This is a genomic window from Streptomyces sp. NBC_00286, from assembly GCF_036173125.1.
Lineage (GTDB): Bacteria > Actinomycetota > Actinomycetes > Streptomycetales > Streptomycetaceae > Streptomyces.
Genome location: NZ_CP108054.1, coordinates 8711222 through 8732803 on the forward strand (window position 1 = coordinate 8711222; position 21582 = coordinate 8732803).

At 69.2% G+C, this 21582-nt stretch carries 24 protein-coding genes and 1 pseudogene; 16 read left to right on the plus strand and 9 right to left on the minus strand.

Features of this window, described 5'->3' with window-relative positions:
• The first annotated feature begins 97 nt into the window (after positions 1–97).
• Positions 98–721: a PadR family transcriptional regulator gene (locus OHT21_RS39345; protein ID WP_328773019.1), complete on the plus strand. Its 624-nt coding sequence runs from the start codon at positions 98–100 to the stop codon at positions 719–721.
• A 119-nt stretch (positions 722–840) separates the two neighbouring features.
• Here OHT21_RS39345 and OHT21_RS39350 read toward each other — a convergent pair whose 3' ends face one another.
• Entirely contained in the window at positions 841–1272 is a 432-nt protein-coding gene (locus tag OHT21_RS39350) for a type II toxin-antitoxin system Rv0910 family toxin (RefSeq protein WP_328773020.1), read from the minus strand.
• 306 nt (positions 1273–1578) lie between these two features.
• Here OHT21_RS39350 and OHT21_RS39355 point away from each other — a divergent pair, with 306 nt between their 5' ends.
• The 3 genes from OHT21_RS39355 to OHT21_RS39365 all read left to right on the plus strand — a co-directional run bounded on the left by OHT21_RS39355 (position 1579) and on the right by OHT21_RS39365 (position 4483).
• Entirely contained in the window at positions 1579–2118 is a 540-nt protein-coding gene (locus tag OHT21_RS39355) for a Clp protease N-terminal domain-containing protein (protein WP_328773021.1), read from the plus strand.
• 163 nt (positions 2119–2281) lie between these two features.
• Entirely contained in the window at positions 2282–3292 is a 1011-nt protein-coding gene (locus OHT21_RS39360; protein ID WP_328773022.1) for an EamA family transporter, read from the plus strand.
• A 216-nt stretch (positions 3293–3508) separates the two neighbouring features.
• Positions 3509–4483 carry a DMT family transporter gene (locus OHT21_RS39365; RefSeq protein ID WP_328773023.1) on the plus strand — a complete coding sequence of 325 codons (975 nt, stop codon included), beginning with the start codon at positions 3509–3511 and terminating at the stop codon, positions 4481–4483.
• A gap of 70 nt (positions 4484–4553) precedes the next feature.
• Here OHT21_RS39365 and OHT21_RS39370 read toward each other — a convergent pair whose 3' ends face one another.
• On the minus strand, positions 4554–5228 hold the full coding sequence (locus OHT21_RS39370; protein ID WP_328773024.1) for a pyridoxamine 5'-phosphate oxidase family protein: 675 nt from the start codon (positions 5226–5228) through the stop codon (positions 4554–4556).
• Positions 5229–5327: 99 nt separating this feature from the next.
• Between OHT21_RS39370 and OHT21_RS39375 the strand changes: the two genes are divergently transcribed.
• Positions 5328–6659 (plus strand): aminotransferase class I/II-fold pyridoxal phosphate-dependent enzyme, encoded by a 1332-nt coding sequence (locus tag OHT21_RS39375; RefSeq protein WP_328773025.1) that lies wholly within the window; start codon positions 5328–5330, stop codon positions 6657–6659.
• A 9-nt stretch (positions 6660–6668) separates the two neighbouring features.
• Here OHT21_RS39375 and OHT21_RS39380 read toward each other — a convergent pair whose 3' ends face one another.
• Positions 6669–7700, minus strand: coding sequence for a DMT family transporter (locus tag OHT21_RS39380; protein WP_328773026.1), 1032 nt, complete (start codon positions 7698–7700; stop codon positions 6669–6671).
• A 38-nt stretch (positions 7701–7738) separates the two neighbouring features.
• On the opposite strand from OHT21_RS39380, the gene OHT21_RS39385 reads away from it, so the two are divergent.
• Positions 7739–8635: a LysR family transcriptional regulator gene (locus tag OHT21_RS39385; protein ID WP_328773027.1), complete on the plus strand. Its 897-nt coding sequence runs from the start codon at positions 7739–7741 to the stop codon at positions 8633–8635.
• Between the two features lie 174 nt (positions 8636–8809).
• On the opposite strand, the gene OHT21_RS39390 is transcribed toward OHT21_RS39385, so the two are convergent.
• The gene (locus OHT21_RS39390; protein ID WP_328773028.1) at positions 8810–9277 is read right to left on the minus strand and encodes a pyridoxamine 5'-phosphate oxidase family protein; all 468 of its coding nucleotides are present in this window, start codon (positions 9275–9277) and stop codon (positions 8810–8812) included.
• Positions 9278–9424: 147 nt separating this feature from the next.
• On the opposite strand from OHT21_RS39390, the gene OHT21_RS39395 reads away from it, so the two are divergent.
• The gene (locus tag OHT21_RS39395) at positions 9425–10075 is read left to right on the plus strand and encodes an isochorismatase family protein (protein ID WP_328773029.1); all 651 of its coding nucleotides are present in this window, start codon (positions 9425–9427) and stop codon (positions 10073–10075) included.
• On the opposite strand, the gene OHT21_RS39400 is transcribed toward OHT21_RS39395, so the two are convergent.
• From OHT21_RS39400 to OHT21_RS39410, 3 genes are all read right to left on the minus strand, one after another.
• Positions 10062–10532, minus strand: a complete 471-nt coding sequence (locus OHT21_RS39400) for a Rieske (2Fe-2S) protein (RefSeq protein WP_328773030.1) — start codon at positions 10530–10532, stop codon at positions 10062–10064. The genes OHT21_RS39395 and OHT21_RS39400 overlap by 14 nt on opposite strands.
• Positions 10533–10946: 414 nt before the next feature.
• Positions 10947–11840: a trimeric intracellular cation channel family protein gene (locus OHT21_RS39405; protein ID WP_328773031.1), complete on the minus strand. Its 894-nt coding sequence runs from the start codon at positions 11838–11840 to the stop codon at positions 10947–10949.
• Positions 11841–11979: 139 nt separating this feature from the next.
• A complete protein-coding gene (locus OHT21_RS39410) occupies positions 11980–12996 on the minus strand; it encodes a class I SAM-dependent methyltransferase (RefSeq protein ID WP_328773032.1) in 1017 nt (338 codons plus the stop codon).
• A 169-nt stretch (positions 12997–13165) separates the two neighbouring features.
• Between OHT21_RS39410 and OHT21_RS39415 the strand changes: the two genes are divergently transcribed.
• From OHT21_RS39415 to OHT21_RS44860, 4 genes and pseudogenes are all read left to right on the plus strand, one after another.
• Entirely contained in the window at positions 13166–14731 is a 1566-nt protein-coding gene (locus OHT21_RS39415) for a serine/threonine-protein kinase (RefSeq protein ID WP_328773033.1), read from the plus strand.
• 120 nt (positions 14732–14851) lie between these two features.
• On the plus strand, positions 14852–15844 hold the full coding sequence (locus OHT21_RS39420) for an AraC family transcriptional regulator (protein WP_328773034.1): 993 nt from the start codon (positions 14852–14854) through the stop codon (positions 15842–15844).
• 11 nt (positions 15845–15855) lie between these two features.
• Positions 15856–16515 (plus strand): maleylpyruvate isomerase N-terminal domain-containing protein, encoded by a 660-nt coding sequence (locus tag OHT21_RS39425; RefSeq protein ID WP_328773035.1) that lies wholly within the window; start codon positions 15856–15858, stop codon positions 16513–16515.
• A pseudogene (locus tag OHT21_RS44860) lies at positions 16469–16573 on the plus strand (HipA family kinase); the annotation flags it as partial. The gene OHT21_RS39425 and the pseudogene OHT21_RS44860, both read left to right, overlap by 47 nt.
• Positions 16574–17028: 455 nt before the next feature.
• Here OHT21_RS44860 and OHT21_RS39430 read toward each other — a convergent pair.
• Positions 17029–17496: a GbsR/MarR family transcriptional regulator gene (locus OHT21_RS39430; protein WP_328773036.1), complete on the minus strand. Its 468-nt coding sequence runs from the start codon at positions 17494–17496 to the stop codon at positions 17029–17031.
• Positions 17497–17588: 92 nt separating this feature from the next.
• Between OHT21_RS39430 and OHT21_RS39435 the strand changes: the two genes are divergently transcribed.
• From OHT21_RS39435 to OHT21_RS39450, 4 genes are all read left to right on the plus strand, one after another.
• Positions 17589–18512, plus strand: coding sequence for an ABC transporter ATP-binding protein (locus OHT21_RS39435; protein ID WP_328773037.1), 924 nt, complete (start codon positions 17589–17591; stop codon positions 18510–18512).
• A 30-nt stretch (positions 18513–18542) separates the two neighbouring features.
• The gene (locus OHT21_RS39440) at positions 18543–19313 is read left to right on the plus strand and encodes an ABC transporter permease subunit (RefSeq protein WP_328773038.1); all 771 of its coding nucleotides are present in this window, start codon (positions 18543–18545) and stop codon (positions 19311–19313) included.
• 93 nt (positions 19314–19406) lie between these two features.
• Positions 19407–19829 (plus strand): hypothetical protein, encoded by a 423-nt coding sequence (locus tag OHT21_RS39445; RefSeq protein ID WP_328773039.1) that lies wholly within the window; start codon positions 19407–19409, stop codon positions 19827–19829.
• Positions 19830–19835: 6 nt separating this feature from the next.
• The gene (locus tag OHT21_RS39450; protein WP_328773040.1) at positions 19836–20585 is read left to right on the plus strand and encodes a DUF4118 domain-containing protein; all 750 of its coding nucleotides are present in this window, start codon (positions 19836–19838) and stop codon (positions 20583–20585) included.
• Between the two features lie 351 nt (positions 20586–20936).
• Here OHT21_RS39450 and OHT21_RS39455 read toward each other — a convergent pair whose 3' ends face one another.
• Positions 20937–21119, minus strand: a complete 183-nt coding sequence (locus OHT21_RS39455) for a hypothetical protein (RefSeq protein ID WP_328773041.1) — start codon at positions 21117–21119, stop codon at positions 20937–20939.
• 369 nt (positions 21120–21488) lie between these two features.
• Between OHT21_RS39455 and kdpF the strand changes: the two genes are divergently transcribed.
• Complete coding sequence (gene kdpF, locus OHT21_RS39460) at positions 21489–21578, plus strand: K(+)-transporting ATPase subunit F (RefSeq protein ID WP_328773042.1); 90 nt, start codon at positions 21489–21491, stop codon at positions 21576–21578.
• The last annotated feature ends 4 nt before the right edge of the window (positions 21579–21582 follow it).

The window sequence follows — 21582 nt, forward strand, 5'->3', positions numbered from 1 at the left end:
TGGATGTGATCGGTGTTGGGCGGGGCTTGCCGGGCGAGCTATTCCGATATATCGTTGACGCATCGCGATCGATCAACGATGGAATGGAGTGATGGCGATGCGTTCCCATGGAGAGGAATTCGGACCGGGCTTCGGGCCTGGTCCCGGGCGTGGACACGGTGGACCCGGCCCGCATGGCCGGGGGGGCTTCGAAGGGTTCCGTTCCGCCTTCGGTCCCTTTGGGCCGGGCTTCGGCCCGGGGCCCTGGGGTGGCCACGGCGGACGGGGTGGACCGCGGGGCAGGGCGCGGCGCGGCGACGTACGCGCGTCGATCCTGGCTCTGCTCAAGGACCGGCCCATGCACGGCTACGAGATGATCCAGGAGATCGCCGAGCGTAGCGGCGGGGCATGGAAGCCCAGCCCCGGCTCGGTGTACCCCACCCTCCAACTGCTGGAGGACGAGGGCCTGATCACCAGCGCGACCGAGGGCGGCAAGAAGCTGTTCTCGCTCACCGAGTCCGGCCGCACCGCGGCCGACGAGGGCCCCGAGGCGCCCTGGGAAGAGGCCGGGCGCGGGGTCGACTGGGAGGCGCTGAGCGACATCCGGCAGGCCGGTTTCGGTCTGATGGAGGCGTTCGGCCAGGTCTGGAAGACCGGTAGCAAGGAGCAGCGAGAGAAGGCGCTGTCCGTCATCAACGACGCCCGGAAGAAGCTGTATCTGATCCTCGCCGACGAGGACTGACGGGGTGAGGGCCGATGATCACGGTCCGATCTCCGATGGCCTGCACAGGGGGGTACTTCGCCGGCGAAGTACCCCCTTTGGCATGTGTTGGCGGCGGCCGAGCCGGTGATGATGGGGCTCTAGGTGACCAACCCGCCCAGTTTGCGCAGCGATTCGTTGAGGGCGGCCGTGGCCGAGTCCTTGAGCTTGCCCGCCATCAGTGAGACGGCGGCGCCGGTGAACTCCCCGTCGATACGGACCTTGGTGGCGGCCTCGCCGTCCGGTGTGAGCGTGTAGCGCGTGGCGACGGTCACGGACATCGGTCCCTTGCCGCGGATCGCCAGCGTGCGGGCGGGCTCCAACTGCTCGATGGTCCAGTTGACTTCAGCGGGGAAACTCATCAGCTTCATGTGCTCCTCGAAGGTGCCGCCGACTTCGAGAACCTGAGGGCCGCCCTTGGGGAAGCTGGTGTGCGTGGAGTTCCACTCCTTGTAGGAGGAGAAGTCCGTGAGCTGCGCCCAGACCTTCTCGGCGGGCGCCTCGATCCGTGCTTCCGCGCTGACTTCGGCCATGCGACCACCCCTTCGTGTCAGGCGCTGCGCCGGGCGCAGCTACGGTGTCGCGGAACGTAGCCGCAGGGCCCGCAACATTCAATACTGATGAACCGTCAGGAAATGAGGGGCCCTCATGGATGCGCGCCGGGGCACGTTGGTTGCGCGTGTGGCGTGAGGCAAGGCGGCGCGCGCTCCGTCTGGGACAAGGGCGTGATGTCATCCGTAAGGAGGAGAATCCGCCTACGTCCGCCCACCCTGTGTCGGACGCGAAAATGCTTCCCGGCGAGGATGACTCGGCTCGAAGGGGCTGATGGGGTAAGGGGTGTGCAACCCCGTATTCCCCGGCAACAGGCCGCCGATCATGGCCTGAACCGCATGGACATCGAGGCCGGGCTCAGTAAGGAGCTGGCGGCGGTGGTCGCCGGTGCGCGCAGAAGGGCGCTGCGGGACGGGGACCGGCAGATCGACACGGCTCATCTGCTGCATACGCTCCTGGAGTCCGACCCGGAGGTGCGTGAGGTCGTTGACGACGGGCCCCGCATCGCGCGGCTGCTCGGCTATCTCGTGCAGCGCAGCATCGGCTACGGGCTGCGCTGGCAGACCGGTGTGGAGGACTCCGGTGCCGTACCGGTCGTACGGGAGGACGGCTGGTCTCCGGTGGCGGCCGGTGCCATGGAGCATGCGTGCGCGCTCGCCGCGCGGCGTGGCGGCGATCCGGCGGACGGGATCGATCTGCTCGCGGCCATCGTCGCCGATCCCGAGTCCCGGGCTGTTGAGGTGCTGGGACGGGCGGGCGTCGACGTAGCGACGCTACGGGCCCGTCTCGACGCGGCGGTGAGGCCGGGCGTCGAGACGGGCCCGTAGCGTCGCTACGTATTGACGTTCCCCAGCGTCCCCCTGCGTCGCCACGGTCGGTCTCCAGGGTTGTGCTTCGGGCGGTTTCCGAGGGTGCGTCCGCACTCGTGCGCGTCCAGCCGCTGAGACAGGTGTCATTGGGAATGACGCTCCTGTCGTCGCCTGTCATCATGTGCCGATGCGTACGTCTGAGAGCAGTCACGGCACCCGTCGTAGAGGCGTCGGGCTGAGCCTCGCGCTCGTGTCGGCGGTCGCCTTCGGGGGATCCGGTGTCGCGGCCAAGCCCTTGATCGACGCGGGCCTCGACCCGCTCCACGTGGTGTGGCTGCGCGTCGCGGGCGCCGCCGTCGTGATGCTGCCGCTCGCCGTACGCCACCGGGGGCTGCTCCGTACGCGCCCCGCGCTGCTCGCCGGGTTCGGGCTGCTCGCCGTGGCCGGTGTCCAGGCCTGCTACTTCGCGGCGATCTCCCGTATCCCCGTCGGCGTCGCGCTGCTCGTCGAGTACCTCGCGCCGGCGCTGGTTCTCGGCTGGGTGCGGTTCGTGCAGCGGCGGCCGGTGACGCGCGCCGCGGCGCTCGGAGTCGTACTGGCCGTCGGCGGGCTCGCCTGTGTCGTCGAGGTGTGGGCGGGGCTGAGCTTCGACCTCCTCGGACTGTTGCTGGCCCTCGGCGCGGCCTGCTGCCAGGTCGGCTACTTCGTCCTGTCCGACCAGGGCGGCGACGCGGGCGACCAGGCCCCGGACCCGCTCGGCGTCATCGCGTACGGCCTGCTCATCGGCGCGCTCGTGCTGACGCTCGTCGCACGCCCGTGGGGCATGGACTGGTCGGTCCTCGGCGGCGGCGCGAACATGAATGGCACAACGGTCGCCGCCGGATACCTGCTGGTCTGGATCGTGCTCATCGCCACCGTCCTCGCGTACGTCACCGGTGTGCTGGCCGTGCGCCGGCTGTCCCCGCAGGTCGCGGGCGTCGTGGCCTGCCTCGAAGCGGTCATCGCGACCGTCCTCGCCTGGATCCTGCTCGGCGAGCACTTGTCGGCGCCGCAGCTCGTGGGCGGCGCGGTGGTGCTGTTGGGCGCGTTCATCGCGCAGTCGTCGACGCCAGCCAAGGGCTCGGACGGACCGGTGATCAGCGGCGGAGGCGACACCGAAAAGGAGTTGTCGGCGCGGGGCAGCGCCTCATAGGCTGCCGATCATGCATTCGGACGCATCAGACGCACTCGTTCTTCCTCCCCCCGCCGCCTGAGGCGGGCCCTCCGGAATCCACGCCCGGCCGACGGCCGGGCGGAACGGTGCTGCCCGCAGACGAAGTCCGAGGACCTTCCACGCGCCGCCGCGCTCTGCGCTGAGCTCCGCGCGTGACGTGGTCCTTTCCGAACTGCGTATCTGCGGAGAGAACACGTGTCGAATGCTGCTTCCGGCCTGCCCATCGGGCGAGGCCTCCTCTACCTGACCGTCGCCGGCGCCGCCTGGGGCACCGGGGGCGCAGCCGCCTCGCTCGTCTACCGGGCGAGTGACATGGGTCCCGTCGCCCTGTCGTTCTGGCGCTGTGCGGGCGGACTCCTGCTGCTCCTCGCCGCCCGGCTGCTGCTGCGGCCCCGGCCGCGCCACACCGAACGGCCGCGCCTTCGTCCTCGTACGACCCTGCTGCGGATCGGGATCACCGGGCTCGGCCTTGCCGTCTTCCAGACCGCGTACTTCGCCGCCGTCGAGGCGACCGGGCTCGCCGTGGCCACCGTCGTCACCCTCGGCGCCGGTCCTGTGCTCATCGCGCTCGGGGCGCGGCTGACCATGGGCGAGCGGCTCGGGCGGGGCGGGACCGCCGCCGTCATCGGGGCGCTCGCCGGGCTCACGGTGCTGGTGCTGGGCGGCGAGGGTGCGACGGTGCGGCCCTGGGGTGTGGCGCTCGCGCTCGTGTCCGCCGCCGGGTACTCCGTGATGACGCTGCTGACCCGGTGGTGGGGGCGTGACGGCGGGGCCGACGCGTCCTCCACCACCGTGGGCGCGTTCGCCGTCACGACGCTGTGCCTGCTGCCCTTCGGCCTGACCGAGGGCCTGGTGCCGCACACCGCCGAACTTGCCCAGGTGGTGGCCCTGTTGACGTACATCGCCGCCATCCCGACCGCCCTCGCATACGCCCTGTACTTCGCGGGGGCCGCCGTCGTCCGCTCGGCCACCGTCTCCGTGATCATGCTCCTGGAGCCGGTGAGCGCGGCGGTACTGGCCGTGGGACTGCTGGGTGAGCGGCTCACCGCGGCGACGCTTGTGGGTACGTTGCTGATGCTCGGGTCGGTCGCGGGGCTCGCGGTGGCGGAGACGCGAGGGGGCGCGGAGAGCTCGCGGGAGGCGCCCGAGGAGGAGTCGGCGCCGGTGTGAGGGGCGCGTGATGTCGGGCGTCGCCCGCCCCGGCATCACACCCCGCGCAGCGGGTGCTTGAAGGCGAGATTCAGAGCGCTGCCACGTAGTCCGGCAGTTCGATGCCTGAGGCCAGGTCGACGGCCGGTAGGGGGGTGCCGTATTCCTTGCGGAGCGGCACCACTCCGCTCCAGTGCGGCAGGTCCAGGTCCTCGGGGTCGTCGTTGGGGCCGCCCGTGCGGAGCTTGGCGGAGACCTCGTCGAGGTCGAGGCGGAGTACGGACGTGGCGGCCAACTCCTTGGCGTTGGCGGGCCGGGAGTCCTGCGAGCGGCCCGTGACCACCTGGTCGACGAGGGTGTCGAGGGCCGTGCGCTTCTCGTCGAGGTCGGTCACCTGGTGGGCGATCCCGTGCACCACCACGGAGCGGTAGTTGAGCGAGTGGTGGAAGGCCGAACGGGCCAGCACCAGACCGTCGACATGCGTGACCGTGAGGCAGACCGGAAGCCCCGGCTCGGCCTTGCCCGCCATCCGCAGCGGACGCGAACCCGTCGAGCCGTGCACATAGAGGCGCTCGCCGATCCGGCCGTACAGCGTGGGCAGCACGACCGGCGCCCCGTCGCGGACGAAGCCCAGATGGCAGACGTACCCCTCGTCGAGTATCGAGTGCACCGTCTCGTGGTCGTACGCGGCACGCTCGCGGGAGCGGGTGGGGACGGTGCGGTCGGTCGGGGTGTAGGCGGCGGGCCGCGGGGCCGTCTGCGTCATGGGTGTCTCCAGCTCTCCGTGTCGTTCGTTGCTTCGGTCGCTCGCGTGCTCGGTGCGCAACGCTTGCGCCTTGTTTTGCACTAGTGCATAATTTGATTTGTGCTAGGAGAGTATCGGATTGAGGGAAGACGTGCAGCCGAGATTGCGGCCAGCGTCGAGCGTGCGGTGGGCGCGGGAGGCCTTGAACCCGGTCAACTTCTGCCACCCATGCGGGAGTTGGCGGCCGAGCTGGGCGTCAATCCCAATACCGTCGCAGCCGCGTATCGCACGCTGCGAGAACGTGGGGTCATCGAGACCGCGGGCCGGCGCGGCAGTCGCATACGCCGCAAGCCGGTCACGACGGCCCGTGAGCTCTCCCGCCTGGAGGTGCCGCCCGGGGTGCGGAATCTGTCCGACGGAAGCCCGGATCCCGCCCTGTTGCCCGCACTCACCGAGGCGTTCGCGGCGGCAGTGGCCCACGCGGACCGCGAGCCGGTGCTCTACGGAGAGGCCGCCGTGGACGCGGAGTTGGCGCGCCTCGCGCGCGCAGACCTGGACGCGGACGGCGTGCCGGACGGGCCCGTCACCGTCACCTCCGGAGCGCTCGACGCCATCGAGCGCGTACTGGCCGCCCATCTCCGCCCCGGAGACGCGGTCGCTGTCGAGGACCCCGGCTGGCGCAGCGTCCTCGACCTGGCCCCGGCGCTCGGGCTGCGTACGCTCCCGGTCGGCGTCGACGACGACGGGCCGCTGCCCGACGACGTACGGGGCGCGCTGCGCTCCGGCGCCCGCGCGCTGATCGTCACCGACCGCGCGCAGAACCCGACCGGCGCCGCCCTGAGCGCCACGCGCGCGCGTGCCCTGCGTTCCGTGATCGGTGAGCACCCCGAGACCCTGCTCATCGAGGACGACCACGGCCATCGCATCGTCGACCTGCCCCTGCACCCGCTGGCAGGAGTCACCCACCACTGGGCCTTCGTACGCTCGGTCGCCAAGGCATACGGCCCCGACCTGCGGCTCGCCGTGTTCACCGGTGATCCCGTCACCGCCGACCGCGTCCAAGGGCGGCAACGGCTCGGCCCGGGATGGGTGAGCCATCTGCTGCAACGGGCCGTCGTGCGGCTGTGGGCGAGCGGCGCGGTGGATGTACGGGCCGTGGCGGCCGCGTACGGGCAGCGGCGCGACACGCTGATCGGCGCGCTCGCGGAGCGCGGCGTCGAGGCGTACGGGCGCAGCGGGATGAACGTGTGGGTGCCCGTGCCGGACGAGACCGGTCCCGTCGCACGGCTGCTGCACTCCGGCTGGGCCGTCGCGCCTGGCGCCGGCTTCCGGGTGAGCTCGCCGCCCGGCCTGCGGATCACCGTCTCGACGCTCGCACCGCAGGACATCGGGCCGCTCGCGGACGCGGTCGCCTCCGCCATCGACCGGGCGCCCGCGCGCCGTTACGGCTGAACTCGCAGCCTAAGAAGGTGACTTGGGCCTGGACTGCATACGTGACTTCGTTCTGGACTGCGTAAGGGCCGCGCCCGCCAGCACGATGGCCGCGCCCACCGGAGTCGACCAGGTCAGCGACTCGCCGAGGATCGCGACGCCGGCAGCGGTGGCGATCACCGGGATGAAGTACGTGACCATCTGGGCCGTCGTCGGGCCGACCTCGGCGACCAGGCCGTACTGGACGAGCATGGCGACGCCCGTGCCCAGCGCGCCGAGCGCGACGATCGCGAGCAGGGGCAGGACCGTGAACCGGTTCGGCAAGGTGGTGACCAGCGGTGTGACCACGGCCAACTGGGTGGTCGCGAGCAGGAGTTGGGCGCCGGCCAGCGAGAGGTTCGAGTGGCTGGAGCCGGCCAGGGTGCGCCGGAGGTAGATCCAGCCGATCGGGTAGCTGACGGAGGCCAGCAGGGCCATCGCCGTGCCCGTGGCGTCCAGGCCCTGGAAGCCCTGCCAGGCGCCGAGCACCGTGAGTACGCCGAGGAAGCCGATGCCGAGACCGGCGACCCGGCGGCGGGTGGGCCGGTCCTCGGAGAGGGCGACCAGGGACAGGGCCATGCCCCACAGGGGCGAGGTCGCGTTGCAGATGCCGGCGAGCGTGGACGGGATCGTCAGCTCGGCGTACGCGAATAGCGAAAAGGGGAGGGCGTTGAGGAAGAACGCCGTGACCGTCAGATGCCCCCAGGTCCGCGTCCCGCGTGGCAGCCGCTCGCGCTTCCAGGCCAGTGCGGTCGCGAGCACCAGGGTGCCGAACACCAGGCGGCCCAGGGTCACTTGGAAGGGTGCGTAGCCTTCCGTGCCGACCTTGATCAGCAGGAAGCTGAAGCCCCAGATGAGGGAGAGGAAGGCGAAGCGGAGGCGCCAGTCGAGGGCTCGGCGAGTGGTCGGTGCGGTGATGTCGGGTGGGCTCGCCGGGGTGCGGGTGCGGGTGCCGGTGTCGGTGCGGCTTGAGGTGGCGGCGCTCATGTCGACCACGATGGCCTTGGGGATCTCGTAGCACAAGTGAGATTTTTTGGCCGGTATCTCGTAGCATTGCTTAGGTGTTGAACCTGGAGCGCCTGCGTACCCTCGATGCCCTTGCCCGGCACGGTTCGGTGAGTCGTGCGGCCGAAGGGCTGCATGTCACGACCTCGGCCGTGTCCCAGCAGATGTCCAAGCTGGAGCGGGAGGTGGGGCAGCGGCTCGTCGTCAAGAACGGGCGGGGGGTGCGGCTCACCGACGCGGGGCGGCTGCTCGCCGAGCATGCCGCGCGGATTCTGTCCCAGGTCGAGCTTGCGCAGTCCGATCTGGAGGCGCAGCGGGGGCAGGTGGTCGGGGAGCTGCGGCTCAGCGGGTTCCCTACGGCTGCTCGCGGGCTGTTTCCCGCGGCGCTTGCCGCGTTGCGGGCCGAGCATCCTGGGCTACGGGTTCGCTCGCGGGAGTTGGAGCCCGAAGCGGGCGTTTTCGCCGTTGTCCGGGGGGATGTCGACATGGCGGTTGTGCTCGACTGGTACAACAAGCCGTTGCCTGTGCCGGAGGGGCTGGTCAAGGCCTCGCTTCTTGAGGACGCGGCTGATGTGGCGATGCCTGCGGGGCATCCGCTGGCCGGGCGGGATGAGGTGGATCTCGAGGAGTTCGCCGGCGATGAGTGGATCGCCTGGCCCGAGGGGGAGTTCTGCCACGAGTGGCTGTTATTCACGCTTCGGGCCAAGGGGATTGAGCCGGTTGTCGCGCATCGGGCTGAGGAGCATCAGACGCAACTGGCGCTGGTTGCTGCGGGGTTGGGGGTTTGTGTTGCGCCTCGGCTTGGGCGGGGGGTTGTGCCGGAGGGGGTGCGTACTGTGCCGGTTCGGCAGCGGGTTACTCGGCATGTGTATGCGGTGTGGCGTGCCGATGGGGATCGGCGGCCTTCTGTTCGGGCGGCCGTTGAGGCGTTGCGCTCCGCTGGGGGTTCGTAGGTTTTTTGTCCCCAAGCCCGCCCCTTCCCGGAACTGGGGGCTGCGCCCCCAGGCCCCCAAGGGGTTTTGGGTCGGGTGCGGGTTCGTTGTGGCTTGTCGCGCAGTTCCCCGCGCCCCTGATGGGGCGCTGCCGGAACCCGGCGCTCCCACAGGGACCCTGCGCTCGTGTCTACGTCACAGTGAAGCCAGTTTGCGGAAGTCCCAGGACTTGATCGACTCCGGAGTCAGGCGGAGCCATGCGTGTTTGCCGTCGTGGGGCATCTGTTCCAGGCCGAAGTTCTTTTGGGCGAACAGGCGCTCCGCTTCGTCCAGTTCGGGGCGTGGTTCGCCTGTGCGTGGGGCCTCGCCTACGAAGTCGACTGTGCCCGACAGTTCCACGCCTCGTAGCTCTCCGTACTCCTCGCCGGCGTCCACGACCACGGCCACGCGGGGGTCCCTGCGCAGGTCTGCCCAGCGTTTGCTGCGGGTGATCGAGTAGAGCCAGAGGGACGTGCCGTCCCAGGCGAACCAGAGGGCGCTCAGGTGGGGGGCGCCGTCCTCCGAGACGGTTGCTACTCGGCAGGTGCGTTGGGTTCTCAGGAACTCGTCCAGTTCTTCGGGGGTCATCATGATCTTGCGGCCCCGGCGTTGCGTGGTGGTCATACGGTCCCTCATTTCTGACTGAGCGTCAGGAAATCATGCGGTGTCTTCCGCCCTCACGCAATGGTCGCTACGCTCGCCCGCCACCGCAGCGCCAGCCGCGTTCCGCGTTCCGCGTTCCGTGTTCCGTGTTCCGCGACAGGGGGAGTCATGCCGTCGTACGAAGAGCTCAGGGAGATTCTCGACCCTACGAGCACGGTCTTGCTGACCGTCGAGTGTCAGCAGGGGGTCGTCGGGCCGGACAGTGCGTTGCCCGAACTTGCCAAGGAGGCTCGTGCGTCGGGGGTTCTGGCCCGTATCGCCCAGCTGGTCGCGGCGGGGCACGAGTGCAGGGTGCAGGTGATTCATGCGATCGCCGAGCGTCGGCCGGACGGGCGGGGCGCCAATCACAATGCCCGGCTGTTCCGGGCCGCCGAGCGGCTGCCGGTGCAGCAGTTGTCGGGGAGTACGGCCGTGCGCGTCGCGGCGCCCATCGAGGTCGCGGACGAGGATCTCGTCGTACGGCGGCTGCACGGGCTGTCGCCGATCGCGGGCACCGATGTCGATGCCCTGCTACGCAACCTGGGCTGCCGGACACTGATCGTCACCGGCGTCTCGGCCAATGTGGCGATACCCAACGCCGTGTTCGACGCGGTCAACCGCGGCTACACCACCGTCGTGCCCAGGGACGCCATCGCGGGGGTGCCCTCCGACTACACCCCCGCGATGGTCCGTAACACGCTCGCCCTCGTGGCCACCATCACCACTACGGACGAAGTGCTGGCTTGCTTCAAACGTCCGCGCACGATCACGCGAGCATGATCGAGTCTCCCTCGACCTTGATGTTCGCGGTGGTCAGCGCACTGGTCGCGGGCCCCTTCTCGACACTGCCGTCCGTGACGCTGAACTGACTGCCATGAGCGGGGCAGGTGATCAGGCCCTTGTCGACGGCGTTGATCTGCTGGTTCTGATGCGGGCATACCGTCGAGAAAGCCTTGAACTCGCCGGCCGTCGGCTGGGTGACGACCACCTTCTGGTCGGCGAACACCTTGCCGCCGCCCTCCGGGATCTCACTGGTCTTGGCCAGCGCCTCGCCACCGCCGCCCGAGCCGGCGGAACTGGATGATTCGGAAGCGCCCGATGAGCCGGACGAACTGTCGTCGGATCCTCCGCACGCGGTCAACGCGGCGGTGGCGCCGGCCACGCCGAGCGCCGCCAGGATGGTGCGACGACAGATCGCCGGCGCGGGTTGAGCGGACTGAAGCGATTCGCTGGCCATGTGGCGGTCCCTTCCACAGATGTACAGATGTGCAGCGGACCAACGCGGAGTGCGCTGATCCACATCAAGGTGTACGCGCACGTCACGAGGGTCGTTCATAAGGTGCTTGAGTTCTTGATGAAATCGAGATCAAGCCGGAGGAGCGTATTTATCACGCCTTCCTGTGTGACCAAACGGGTCGAACCGGGCAGCGGCAGCACCCTGTGCGGACGGCCCGCCGCGAGCAGCGCCGCGCCAGGGAACAGCGCTCGCAATTCTCCGGCGACAGGTCCGGATGTGCGAGGAACCACTCGTTCCAGTGCGTGTCGGTGCGTACGACGCGGAGGGCGCCGTCGGTCTCGTACGCGATGCGCGTGCCGTCGGTCTGGGGCGTGGGACGATGACCGGGCCCAGCGCGTGGGCCCGAACGCTCGGTCAGTCCTCTGACGGCTGCTTTGGGGACGTCTGCTCCCGGTCGTCCGGCTTCCGTTTCGCGGGGCGGTTGAGGAGGAGCCGGGGGTCCGGGCGTCGTTTCAAGCGGAGGGTGTCGTCTCTGCGCTGGATCAATTGGTCCGCGTCCATGGGTGGCAGCGTTACCGTGTCGGCTTCGATGGCTGGTGGGGGCGTTGGGGCGGGGTCCGGGTTCGCGGGCGGCGGCTGTTGCCGCATTCCCGCGAACGGGTTGCGCCAGAAGTTGGATCGCGGGGTGCGCCAGTTGTAGCGCAGGGCGAGAAGCCGCAGTCCGAAGGCGAACAGCGCGGTGCCGATGGCGGTACCGACATTGAGCAGTCCGGTGTGGTGCAGCAGGGCGGTCGAGGTCGCGCCGGCGAGGGTGGGCAGCGCGTACAGGTCGTGGTTCCAGCGGAGCAGCGTCGGCATTTCCAGCGCGAGGAGACTGGCGAGGACGCCGCCTCCGAAGGCGCTGGCGCAGCCGAGGGTGACGGCGGCGGGAATGTTGAATCCATGGTCGAGCGCCTTGACCGTGCCGGTGACGCTGAAGAGTCCGAGCGCGGCCGCGTCGGATGCGTCGAACAGCCTGCCTTCTCGCACCTTGTCGTCGTGGACGAGGCGATGGCCGAAGTACACGATCGCCGCGGCGGCGCAGGGTGTGAAGAAGTAGCCGAGGTCGGTGAAGGCGACGGGGGTGACCCCGAGGACCATGTCCCGGAAGAGGCCGCCGCCGAGGCCCGCCGCCTCACTGAGGATGACCGTCCCGAAGATGTCGAAGTCCTTGCGCACCGCGAGGAACGCCCCGGAAAGGGCGAAGGCGAAGATGCCCAAGAGATCCATCGCGTACTGGACGGCGCCGCTCAGTTCGTCGATCGGCATCGGACAAGCCTCCCTGAAGGCTGTTGAACAAGCGGCGATGGCCGTGGATTTCGATACGCCGAAGCGGCGCGGCAACGCCGGCCGGGCATGGCGGATGTGCGAAGTGAGGTGCCAAAGCGGCGACCCTCATCCGCTCGTCTCATCCATGACGAGCGGATTCGCGACGACCGGGGAGATCGTGTGGCGCCTCGATGATGGACGGCTTGGTGAGGGACGGTTTGGCCTGGGCGGCATCGTGAGTGACACGGGCCGACGCGATATGGGCTCGTGCGATGGGGTGGCCGTGTTCTCCGGTCTCCATGGCGCGCACTTCCTCGGCCAGAAGCGTCCGGAAGCGGTCCCGATGGAGGGAAACCGCGGTGAGGTACTGAGGATGCATGCGAAAGATCGGATGCAGCTCGTCCACGAACGTCTCGGGCTTGGGCATGACGCACGGCACCTGGACGGTCTCCAGGCGGACGTCATCGCATCCGGCTGGGCTCAACGCGTGCTCGATTTCCGACTGCTTCAGATACTCGCTCAACGGGGCCACGAACTCGCCCAGGCCAGGGTCGTTCAGGCGGTTGACGGCCCGGGCCAGGGGTGCGAGGAACGGAGCTCCCACGGGGTCCGCCCACTGCGCCACACTGACGATGCCGCCAGGACGTACCACTCTGACCATCTCGGCGAGCGCATTCGCCGTTTGGGCTCCGCAGTCCAGCACGCCGAGAATCGAGAACGCCGCGTCGAATACGTCGTCGCCGTAGCGCAGGTCCCGTGCGTCCATCACCTCGGCGGAACATCCGGAGTACGGCCTCAAGCGCTCGGTCAGGCGGCCCACCATCGACGACGACGTATCGATCGCGTCGACGCTGTGTCCACGCTCGACCGCCGCGACGGCCAACGCGCCCGTGCCCGCGGCCACGTCCAGAACCGACGAGCACGCGCTCAGGGCGGCCTGGTCCAGTGCCGCCTTCGCGAGCACCGCCGAGCAAGGCTCCATCCACCGCTCGTAGGTGGGAACCAGTGCGTCCCACGGATTTCGAGGCGTTGTCCCGGTCATTGTGTTGTCTGGTCTTTCCTCATGATGCTGTGTCATGTCGCCCGACGATGTCCGTTTTTCGGGCAAAGGGCTTGGCCGCGCTTGACTCAACCAGCGGTCGATCGGGGGAGCCATACTCCCGTGATGCGGAGCCATACGTGTATGTGCACGCGGTCCGGGACTTTGCCGCAAGGGCCTTGCTCTGCATGACAGTTGACGACATGTGAGGTCATGCACTCCTCTATGCTCGGCTCCATTCGAGCGAATGGTGACCGGCGGACGCCCAGTTCGCCGGGAGGGGAACGTGAGAGAGCACGTGATATCCGGAGATGGCGATCACCAGGCGGGGACGCGTGCGGAACGCGCATCAGGACGGCTGATCGCCGGTCGATATCTGCTCCACGACGTCCTCGGCAGAGGCGGCATGGGCACGGTCTGGCGCGCGCACGATCAGCTGCTGGACCGTCCGGTCGCGGCCAAGGAACTGCACATCCTCATCCACGGCGACGAGGAGCACCGCGTTCGGATGCGCCGCGCGATCCGCGAGGCGCGCGCGGTCGCACGCGTGCCGCACGCGCACGTGGTGGGCGTCCACGACCTGGTCGAGTCCGAGGACCGGCTGTGGATCGTCATGGAACTCGTCGACGGCCCCTCGCTGGCCCAACGGATCAACGAGAGCGGACCGCTGACACCGCAGCACGCCGCCGCGCTGGGCCTGCAACTGCTGGCTGCGCTGGAGGCCGTACATGCGGCCGGCACCCTGCACCGCGACGTGAAACCGGCCAACGTACTGCTGCGCCGTGACGGCAACGCCGTCCTGACCGACTTCGGCATCGCGGCCCTGGACGACGGCGAGTTCCTGACGACCACCGGCGAACTGGTCGGCTCCCTGGAGTTCATGGCGCCGGAGCGGGTGATGGGTGCGGAGGTCGGACCGGCCTCCGACCTGTGGTCACTGGGCGCGACTCTGGCCACGGTCTGCGGCGGGCAGTCCCCGTTCCGCAGACCGGCGCGGCCCGCGACGCTCCACGCGGTGGCGTACGAGCAACCCGCCCTGTCCGAGCGGCTCGGCCCGCTGCGTCCGATCGTCGAGGCACTGCTGGGCAAGTCCCCGGACGAGCGCCCGCCGGCGGCCGTCGTACGGTCCGCGTTGCGGCGCGTCGCGGCGGGGGAGGCGGACGCCGGGCCGCTGCCGTCGGCGACCATGCGCGTGGCGCGGCCTCCGGTGTCCTTGACCGACGCCGATACCGTGACCAGCGGCCGGGGGCTGGCCGTCCCGGCCGGGGAGACCGTTCCGACGGCGCGGCACACCACGTCACTCACGCCCGCGCACCGGCCCTCGTCCCGGTCAAGCGGGCCGAAGCGGCTGCTGTGGGCTATGACCGGCATGGTCGTACTGGCTGGGTTCGTGACGAGCGGTCTCTTCATCGCCGGGGTGCTGCCGCCCGAGGAGGCCCCGAAGACGACGACCACCAGTCAGGTCATCCAGTCCACAACCGGCTGGCAGGGGGTGACCGCGGTGTCCGTCCAGCGGGGAGACCGCGTCAGCGTGCGGTTCGCTTCGGGAACGTGGACGGTCGACCACCGGAGCATGCCCATGACCGGGCCGGCCGGTTACGACGCGAACACCGACAGGGCGCTGGACTTCGCGAAGAGCTGCAAGGTCAAGCCCGACTTGCCGTTCGGCACCCTTCTGACACGCCTGGAGGGTGCAAAGAACGTCCCCGTTCACGCCGTTGGGCGGAGGCTGACTTTCCAGGCGGCCGGGAACGGCACCCTGCAACTGCGGATCAACGACGGCAACGGAACCTGTCTCGAGGACAACAGGGGCCAGCTGACCGTGCAGGTGAGCGTCACGCACCAACCCTGACGGTCACCACATCGGTGATCGCCACGTGGCGCAGATGTTCTGCTCTGACGGCGCAGTCGTTCAAGTGCCCGCCATACCAATCTTCCTAGGCTACGGAGGCAGGGGCGGACCTGGGCCGTTGTGGGCCCGGCGCAGATGAAAGACGAGAAAGTCGTGGACCAAGAGAATTCCACCCGCGCAGTCTCCATCGCTCATGCCCATACCGACGCGGGTACGGACATCCTCAGCGAGGCGATCGGGAGCGTGCGGATCGGGCACGCCCGGGCCTGCCGGGTCAGGGGGGCGGGCTCTTGGGGGATACGATTTCCCGCCTTCGCGGGCAGCGGCTTCCACATCCTCCTGCGGGGCAGCGCATGGCTGATCACGGCCAACGGCCGGCCACGGGCGCTCAAGGCGGGCGATGTCGTGCTCAGCCCGTTCGGAGCCGAGCGTGGACTGAGCCACGCACCATGCCTGCTCCAGAACTTGCCGCGGGTGGTCCCGCACGATCCTGGTCCAGCCGAGGTCGAGATCCTCTGCGGCGCCTACTGGCTCGACCATGGAGAAGTACACCCCTTCCTCAGGGCGTTACCTGAGGTCATCGCGGTGTCGGCGGAGCATGGCCGCACCTCACAACTGGGGGCGCTGACCAATCTCCTGGCTGTGGACATGTCCGATACGCGACCCGGGAGCAGGGCGGCCCGTGCCGCCTTACTGGACCTGCTGCTGACCCATGTCCTGCGTCAGTGGCTCGAGCAGAATCGCGATGTGGAACGGCCGGAGATCGACGATCCCGCCATCGCTGTCGCGCTGCGTGAGATCCACACGAGCCCGGACAAGCCGTGGACGGTACAGCAGCTCGGCGAGACCGTCGGAATGTCGCGGACAGCGTTCACCAAACGATTCACCGCGCTGGTCGGAAAACCGCCCATGACCTACCTGACCAGTTGGCGTCTGAGCTACGGCGCCCGGCTGCTCCGGGATACCAAGGCGCCGCTGGCGGCGATAGCCCGCCAGGTCGGCTACTCGACGGAATTCGCGTTCGGAGCCGCATTCCGCCGCGAGTACGGAATCTCCCCCGGACGTTTCCGCGACCGCACCCAGCGGGACAAGCCCGTTGCCGTCAATGTGTAAAGGCAATACGGATGTTGGATTACGGCCTTGACCTCTCCGGCGTAGAACACGACCTTGCTCTGCCCGACTTGGTGGCTGAAGGCGATGAACTGGACGCCCTGGTATCAGCGCAGACCGACTGGTCCACGCCTACACTGGCAGCGGGTTGGACGATCGCCCACCAGATCGCTCACCTTGCCGCAGCTGATGCGAACGTCCTTATCGCCATACGGACCCCGGATGCGTTCGACGCCGTACTCAAACAGGCAAAAGCCGCAGGCAGCCAATACGCCGATCTCGACGCCGCCGCCGGAGCAGCCAAACCGCGATCAGCACTGCTGGAACAATGGCGCGCCGGCCGAACCGAGGTGGCAGCGGCGCTACGTGACGTTCCAGACGGCCATGCGTTTCCGTGGTACGGATCGCAGCTGACCGCGGCGCTCATGGTGCCGCTTCGACTCATGGAAACGTGGGCTCACGGGCAGGACATCTTCGATGCGCTGGGTGAGGTTGTGCGCCGAAACCAGCAGGAGCGAAGGCAGCAGGAGCGAAGCCAGCAGGCGCGGAGAGCACACCCTGGCCCGCGATCACCCTTGATTACCATGCTCGTCGTTGTAAGCCTGAAGAGACGGGTGGCCTGGGAAAATGCTGAAAGAGGTCACCGCGACCCGCTACATCACGCCCCTGCGTGAGGGCGGCTCGCTGCCCGGGCTCGTCGAGGCCGATGATCTCGGGACGTACGTCATGAAGTCCTCTAGCAGGTGGCCCTGACCTGCGGCAATGCGGTCGATCAGGTCTCTGACCTGCGCTGATCCTTCTTTCGCGTTCTTTCAGGCTCGTACCCGGTTAGGTAGTCGATTCTCCCTACGCGCTCCCCAGAGCGGCCCGTACTCCCCAGATTCTCCCCAGGGAGTCAGGGGAGAGGCTCTACTCGGAGGTCGTCGGCGCGGGCCAGGGCCAGCCAGCCGGTCGTCGACGGCGGCTGCCACATAAGCGGACAGCCGGAAGGACCGCTGCGGGCTTTGGCGGCCTCCGGTGGAGGGACGGCTGGTGCTGCTGGGGGTGCCCCCTCTGGGGGAGGGTGGCGAAGCTGCAGCAGATTCTCGCCCCACTGCGTCAGTCTGCGGCTTTAGGGACTGCGTTGCGGTGGCGTTGACCTGGCGGTCGGCGCGGGCCACTGCTGAGAGCTGCAGATCTGTCCGGGGTCAGCGCCTGGCGTCGTACTGCTCCCGCCACCGGTCGATGAGCGCGGCCATCTCGCGCTGCATGAAGGCGTAGAAGTCCTGCATCTCGCGCATCCGCTGTCCTACGGCGCTGTTCTCGTCGGCTGCCTTGAGGCCCTCGGTGGCGGCGTCGCCCATGACAGCCAGCATCGTGTTCTGGTTGCCCATGAGTGTGGCCCAGGCGTGCTCGCGGAAGCGGTAGTGGTCGCGACGGCTGCCGGGGGCCGGGACCCGCTCGATCATGCCGATCGGGATGAGCTGCTTGACGGCGGTGGAGACCGCGCCCGAGCTGATCGACAGCTCCTCGCACAGGTCGGCCGCGGTCATCGTCTCCTGCTCGGTGTAGAGCAGGGCGGTCATCACCCGGGCCGTGGTCTTCTGCATGCCGCCCTGCGCCAGGGTCAGGGCGAGCTTCTCCGCTGCGTCGCGCAACTGCTCCTTCGTGTCCATGCCTCTCAGCGTACCGAACTTTACGAAGTCTCGATGTGTTCAGGGAGTTCAATCTATTTACAGATCTCTGAAAGTTCGATACGTTCCGAGTTATGGAGAACGTGATCGAGCTCCGCGAGCTCACCAAGACGTACGGTGCCCGCCGTGGCCTCACCGGCCTGACCCTGGACGTCCGCGCAGGGGAGGTCTTCGGCTTCCTCGGCCCCAACGGCGCGGGCAAGTCCACCACCATCCGGCTGCTGCTCGACCTGATCCGCCCGACGTCGGGCAGCGCCAGGGTGTTCGGTCTCGACCCGCGCGCCGACGGTCTGCGGCTGCGCTCACGGGTCGGCTATCTGGCCGGTGACTTCGTCTGCGACGGGCGGCAGAACGTGCGCGGCTACCTGCGCTTCCTTGCTGCCCTGCGCGGGGGCGTACGGCCGGAGCGCATCGACGACCTGGCCGACCGGCTCGGTCTCGACCAGGGCGCGAGGATCAAGAAGCTGTCCAAGGGCAACCGGCAGAAGGTCGGCCTGGTGCAGGCGTTCATGCACACCCCGGAGCTGCTGATCCTGGACGAACCCACCTCCGGGCTCGACCCGTTGGTCCAGCAGACGTTCCTGGACCTGGTCGCGGAGGCCGCGGCGAACGGCCAGACCGTGTTCATGTCGAGCCATGTCATGAGCGAGGTCGAGGCCGTCGCCGACCGGGTCGGCATCATCCGCGACGGCCAGCTCGTCGCCCTCGACACCGTCGCCGCCCTGCGCGCCGGAGCCGTCCGCGACATCGAGGTCACCTTCGCCCGCCCTGTAACGGCCGCCTCCTTTACGGGAATCGAGGGACGCCTGCACCTCGACGCGGCCGGCACCACCCTGACCGGCCAGGTCAGCGGCAGTCCCGATGCCCTCGTCAAGGCCCTCGCCGCGCACACCGTCACCGGGCTGCGCGCCACCGAGCCCGCCCTCGAAGAGCTCTTCCACTCCTACTACGAGGGCGCGGAAGCCGCCCCGCGCACGACGACCGCCCAGCCCGCCTGATTCGAAAATCCCCGTACGAAAGGCTCCGCCGTGAACCTCGCCCTCTGCACCAAGTCCCTCTCCGACAGCCGTCGCGGCCTCGTCGGCTGGATGCTCGGCACTGCCGCCGTCGGCATGATGTACGCCTCCACCTACCCCGCGCAGAAGGACAACACCGCGAGCCTGCCCCAGGCCCTGCGCGAGTCCCTGCACATCGACGCCACGGCCGCCGGATACCTCCAGGCCAGCGTGTTCGGCGTGATCCTGCCACTGCTGGCCATGATCTACGGTGCCACGACCGGCTCCCGGGCCGTCGCGGGCGAAGAAGACTCCGGGCAGCTCGACCTCCTCCTCGCCCACCCGGTCACCCGTACCCGGCTCGCGCTCCAGCGGTTCGGCGCGCTGGTCACCGGGGCCGTGGCCGTGTCCGTACTGGTCTGGCTCGCCCTGCTCGCCATCCGCGACAGCGCCGAACTCACGAGCATCACCCCGGTCGAACTGCTCGCCCAGTGCCTGAACCTTGCCCTGCTCGCCGTCGTCTTCGGCGCCCTCGCCCTCGGACTCGGAGCGGCATTCGGCCGCCGTACCGTCGTACTGGCCGGAACCGCCGCCATCGGCGTCCTCGCCTACACGGCCCACACGTTCGCCGCCCAACTCGGCGTGGACTGGCTGGCGTCCCTCTCTCCCTTCCACCACTACATCGGCGGGCAGCCGCTGCGGAACGGCTTCCAGTGGGCCGACGCGGGCACCCTCGCCGCGACGGCGGCCGGCCTCGTCACCCTGGGCACACTCCGCTTCGGGCGCCGCGACATCAACACCTGATGCGCGACACGGCGGGATAGGCGGACGGCCGCACCCAGGAAGGGCAGCCGACGGCAGGACGTACCGCGCAGGCGTGCCACCCAGGTGCTGGTGGTGGAGGACGATCCACAACTCGGACCAGCCCTCCTGACCACCATGCAGGCTCGGCAGTACGGAGTCGACTCGGCAGCCGGCGGCACCACGGCCCTCGCCGCTGCGGAGGCGTGGCGCGCGGACAGGACCAGGAGACGGGCTGCTGGCCGGCTGCGGGCCGTGGTTCGCCGCACCGAGGCCGTGCCGCTGCCTGCTGAGACGACCGTGGTGACGACCGACGAGTTCACCATCGACCCGCTTGCCAAGAGTGAGCAGGACGTCACATCTCGGCGCATCCGGCGTCAGGAACGTGTCAAGGTTGCGCGCGTTGCTGTGGCCAGGTGGGGGTGGCAGAAGGATTCTGGCCTTGTCGACGCAGCATCGCGCCGACCCCGTGCGGGCGGCCTCATGGGCAACGGGCCGCTCCTCGCTTCCGTGAGGTGATGGACCATGCGGATGCCCCCTCGTGACCGGATCGCCCTGGCGGCCGCCTTGCTCGCCCCGCTCGCCATCGCGCTCGTCCTGGTGCCGTTCCGTACGCATATGACGTCCGCGAACCTGGCCCTGATCCTGGTCGTGGCCGTTGTGGCGGTCGCCGCCCTCGGCAGCCGGACAGCCGGGGTGCTGGCCGCCTTGTCGGCGGCGGCCTGGTTCGACTTCTTCCTCACCCGCCCCTACCAGCGGTTCACGATTTCCGACGGCGACGACATCACCACCACGCTCCTGCTCCTCGCCGTGGGCGTGGCCGTGTCGCAACTGGCGGCCCATGCACGCACCTTGAAGCTGGTCACCGTCACCGACGCGGCCCATCTGTCACGGATCCACGACACGGCCAGCCTGGTCCAGGCCGGTGCCTCGCCGTATGCCGTGGTGGACCAGGTACGGGCCCAGCTCGTCGAGATCCTGGGACTGCGCGGCTGCCGCTTCGAACACGGGACGCTGCTCGGCCGCCACCCCCGCCTGGAGCAGGACGGCTCGGTGACCGTCGGGCGGGCCACCTGGGACCTGGAGAAGGACGGCTTGCCCGGTGAGGAAATCGAACTGCGCGCCTCGGTGGGCGGCCGCTACCTCGGCCGGTTCATGCTGCAGCCGCAGCGCGGCGCCGTAGTGCCGCCCCTGCAGGCGCGTCTGGTCGCCGTGAGCCTGGCCGACCATGTCGGTGCCGCGCTGGACACGGCCGGGCCGGTTCTCGACCGCTGACCCGGCGAGCCACCGTCCCGCGGGCGGACGCCACCCTCCGCGCGCGTATCACGTGCTGGGGGCGCTCAACGTGCCAGCCTGCCCGTGGGTTTGTACGTGGGAGCTGCCCACCTACGAAACCATGCCCGGGAGTCCGTGCAGCAGGTGGGAGGCGGTGATCGCGCCCACCAGATGCGTGTCGGCCTTGTCCTTGGTTGCCACCGGGATCAGCGGGCTGCGTACCTGCGCTATCAGCGCGGCGACCTCCAGGGCGGTGTCGTCCGGGTCGGCGATCGGCGGTGGGGCCGTCGTACGCGAGAGGCGGTTGCCGACAGGCGGCCTGTCAGGGCCTTGCGCGAAGCCGGTCGGCGTTCAGCTCATCGACCACCGCGGCGAGCGTGGGACCTTGACGACGTGGGCGGGAACCCGCACCCAGATCATCTGGGGGCGCGTGGTGGCCGGCAGGATGGCCTTCGGCTCGCCCCGCTCGTTGAGGCCCCGCTTGGACCGGCCGCTTCCGCGGCTCTCCTTGTCTCCGGGCGTATGGCGTCCCATGGCGGGACCACAGGCCGGGAACCCTCCCGTGCCCCTTTCTTGACGCACCGCTGACGCATTGCCGACGGGTCCCTGACGCCCTGGCGTCGGCTTCGAGTCGGGGCGCGCGCCGCGGCCGATTCCGCGCACTTCATGATCACTCGAACGGCGGGCGCGGTACGGCGTAAGAGGTGCGTCAAGACTGTCAGGGCGGCCGTTAGGGGGCCGTTAAGGACGGTTGAATCCGGCCGGACGGCGGGTTCCCTGTACTGGTCCGATCTGATGCCGAGCCTTATTCAGGGAGCTTGCGATGGCCGACGTGGCCTTCGTTGTCGCCACCATCGCGGTGTTCGCGTTGGTGGCTCTCATCGCCAAAGGGGTGGGGCGGCTGTGAGCGTCGAGAACGTCGTGGGTCTGGTGGTGGCCGTCGCCCTGCTGGGCTATCTGGTGGCCGCCCTCATTTTCCCGGAGAGGTTCTGAGTCA

What these genes read in the sequence shown, in the direction of transcription:
- OHT21_RS39455 (WP_328773041.1), bottom strand. Translation starts at nt 21,119, where the DNA reads ATGGGACGCCATACGCCCGGAGACAAGGAGAGCCGCGGAAGCGGCCGG.
- OHT21_RS39350 (WP_328773020.1), bottom strand. Translation starts at nt 1,272, where the DNA reads ATGGCCGAAGTCAGCGCGGAAGCACGGATCGAGGCGCCCGCCGAGAAG.
- OHT21_RS39405 (WP_328773031.1), bottom strand. Translation starts at nt 11,840, where the DNA reads ATGCCGATCGACGAACTGAGCGGCGCCGTCCAGTACGCGATGGATCTC.
- OHT21_RS39425 (WP_328773035.1), top strand. Translation starts at nt 15,856, where the DNA reads ATGTTGGATTACGGCCTTGACCTCTCCGGCGTAGAACACGACCTTGCT.
- OHT21_RS39395 (WP_328773029.1), top strand. Translation starts at nt 9,425, where the DNA reads ATGCCGTCGTACGAAGAGCTCAGGGAGATTCTCGACCCTACGAGCACG.
- OHT21_RS39430 (WP_328773036.1), bottom strand. Translation starts at nt 17,496, where the DNA reads ATGGACACGAAGGAGCAGTTGCGCGACGCAGCGGAGAAGCTCGCCCTG.
- OHT21_RS39370 (WP_328773024.1), bottom strand. Translation starts at nt 5,228, where the DNA reads ATGACGCAGACGGCCCCGCGGCCCGCCGCCTACACCCCGACCGACCGC.
- OHT21_RS39410 (WP_328773032.1), bottom strand. Translation starts at nt 12,996, where the DNA reads ATGGCTCCCCCGATCGACCGCTGGTTGAGTCAAGCGCGGCCAAGCCCT.
- OHT21_RS39390 (WP_328773028.1), bottom strand. Translation starts at nt 9,277, where the DNA reads ATGACCACCACGCAACGCCGGGGCCGCAAGATCATGATGACCCCCGAA.
- OHT21_RS39400 (WP_328773030.1), bottom strand. Translation starts at nt 10,532, where the DNA reads ATGGCCAGCGAATCGCTTCAGTCCGCTCAACCCGCGCCGGCGATCTGT.
- OHT21_RS39435 (WP_328773037.1), top strand. Translation starts at nt 17,589, where the DNA reads ATGGAGAACGTGATCGAGCTCCGCGAGCTCACCAAGACGTACGGTGCC.
- OHT21_RS39450 (WP_328773040.1), top strand. Translation starts at nt 19,836, where the DNA reads ATGCGGATGCCCCCTCGTGACCGGATCGCCCTGGCGGCCGCCTTGCTC.
- OHT21_RS39345 (WP_328773019.1), top strand. Translation starts at nt 98, where the DNA reads ATGCGTTCCCATGGAGAGGAATTCGGACCGGGCTTCGGGCCTGGTCCC.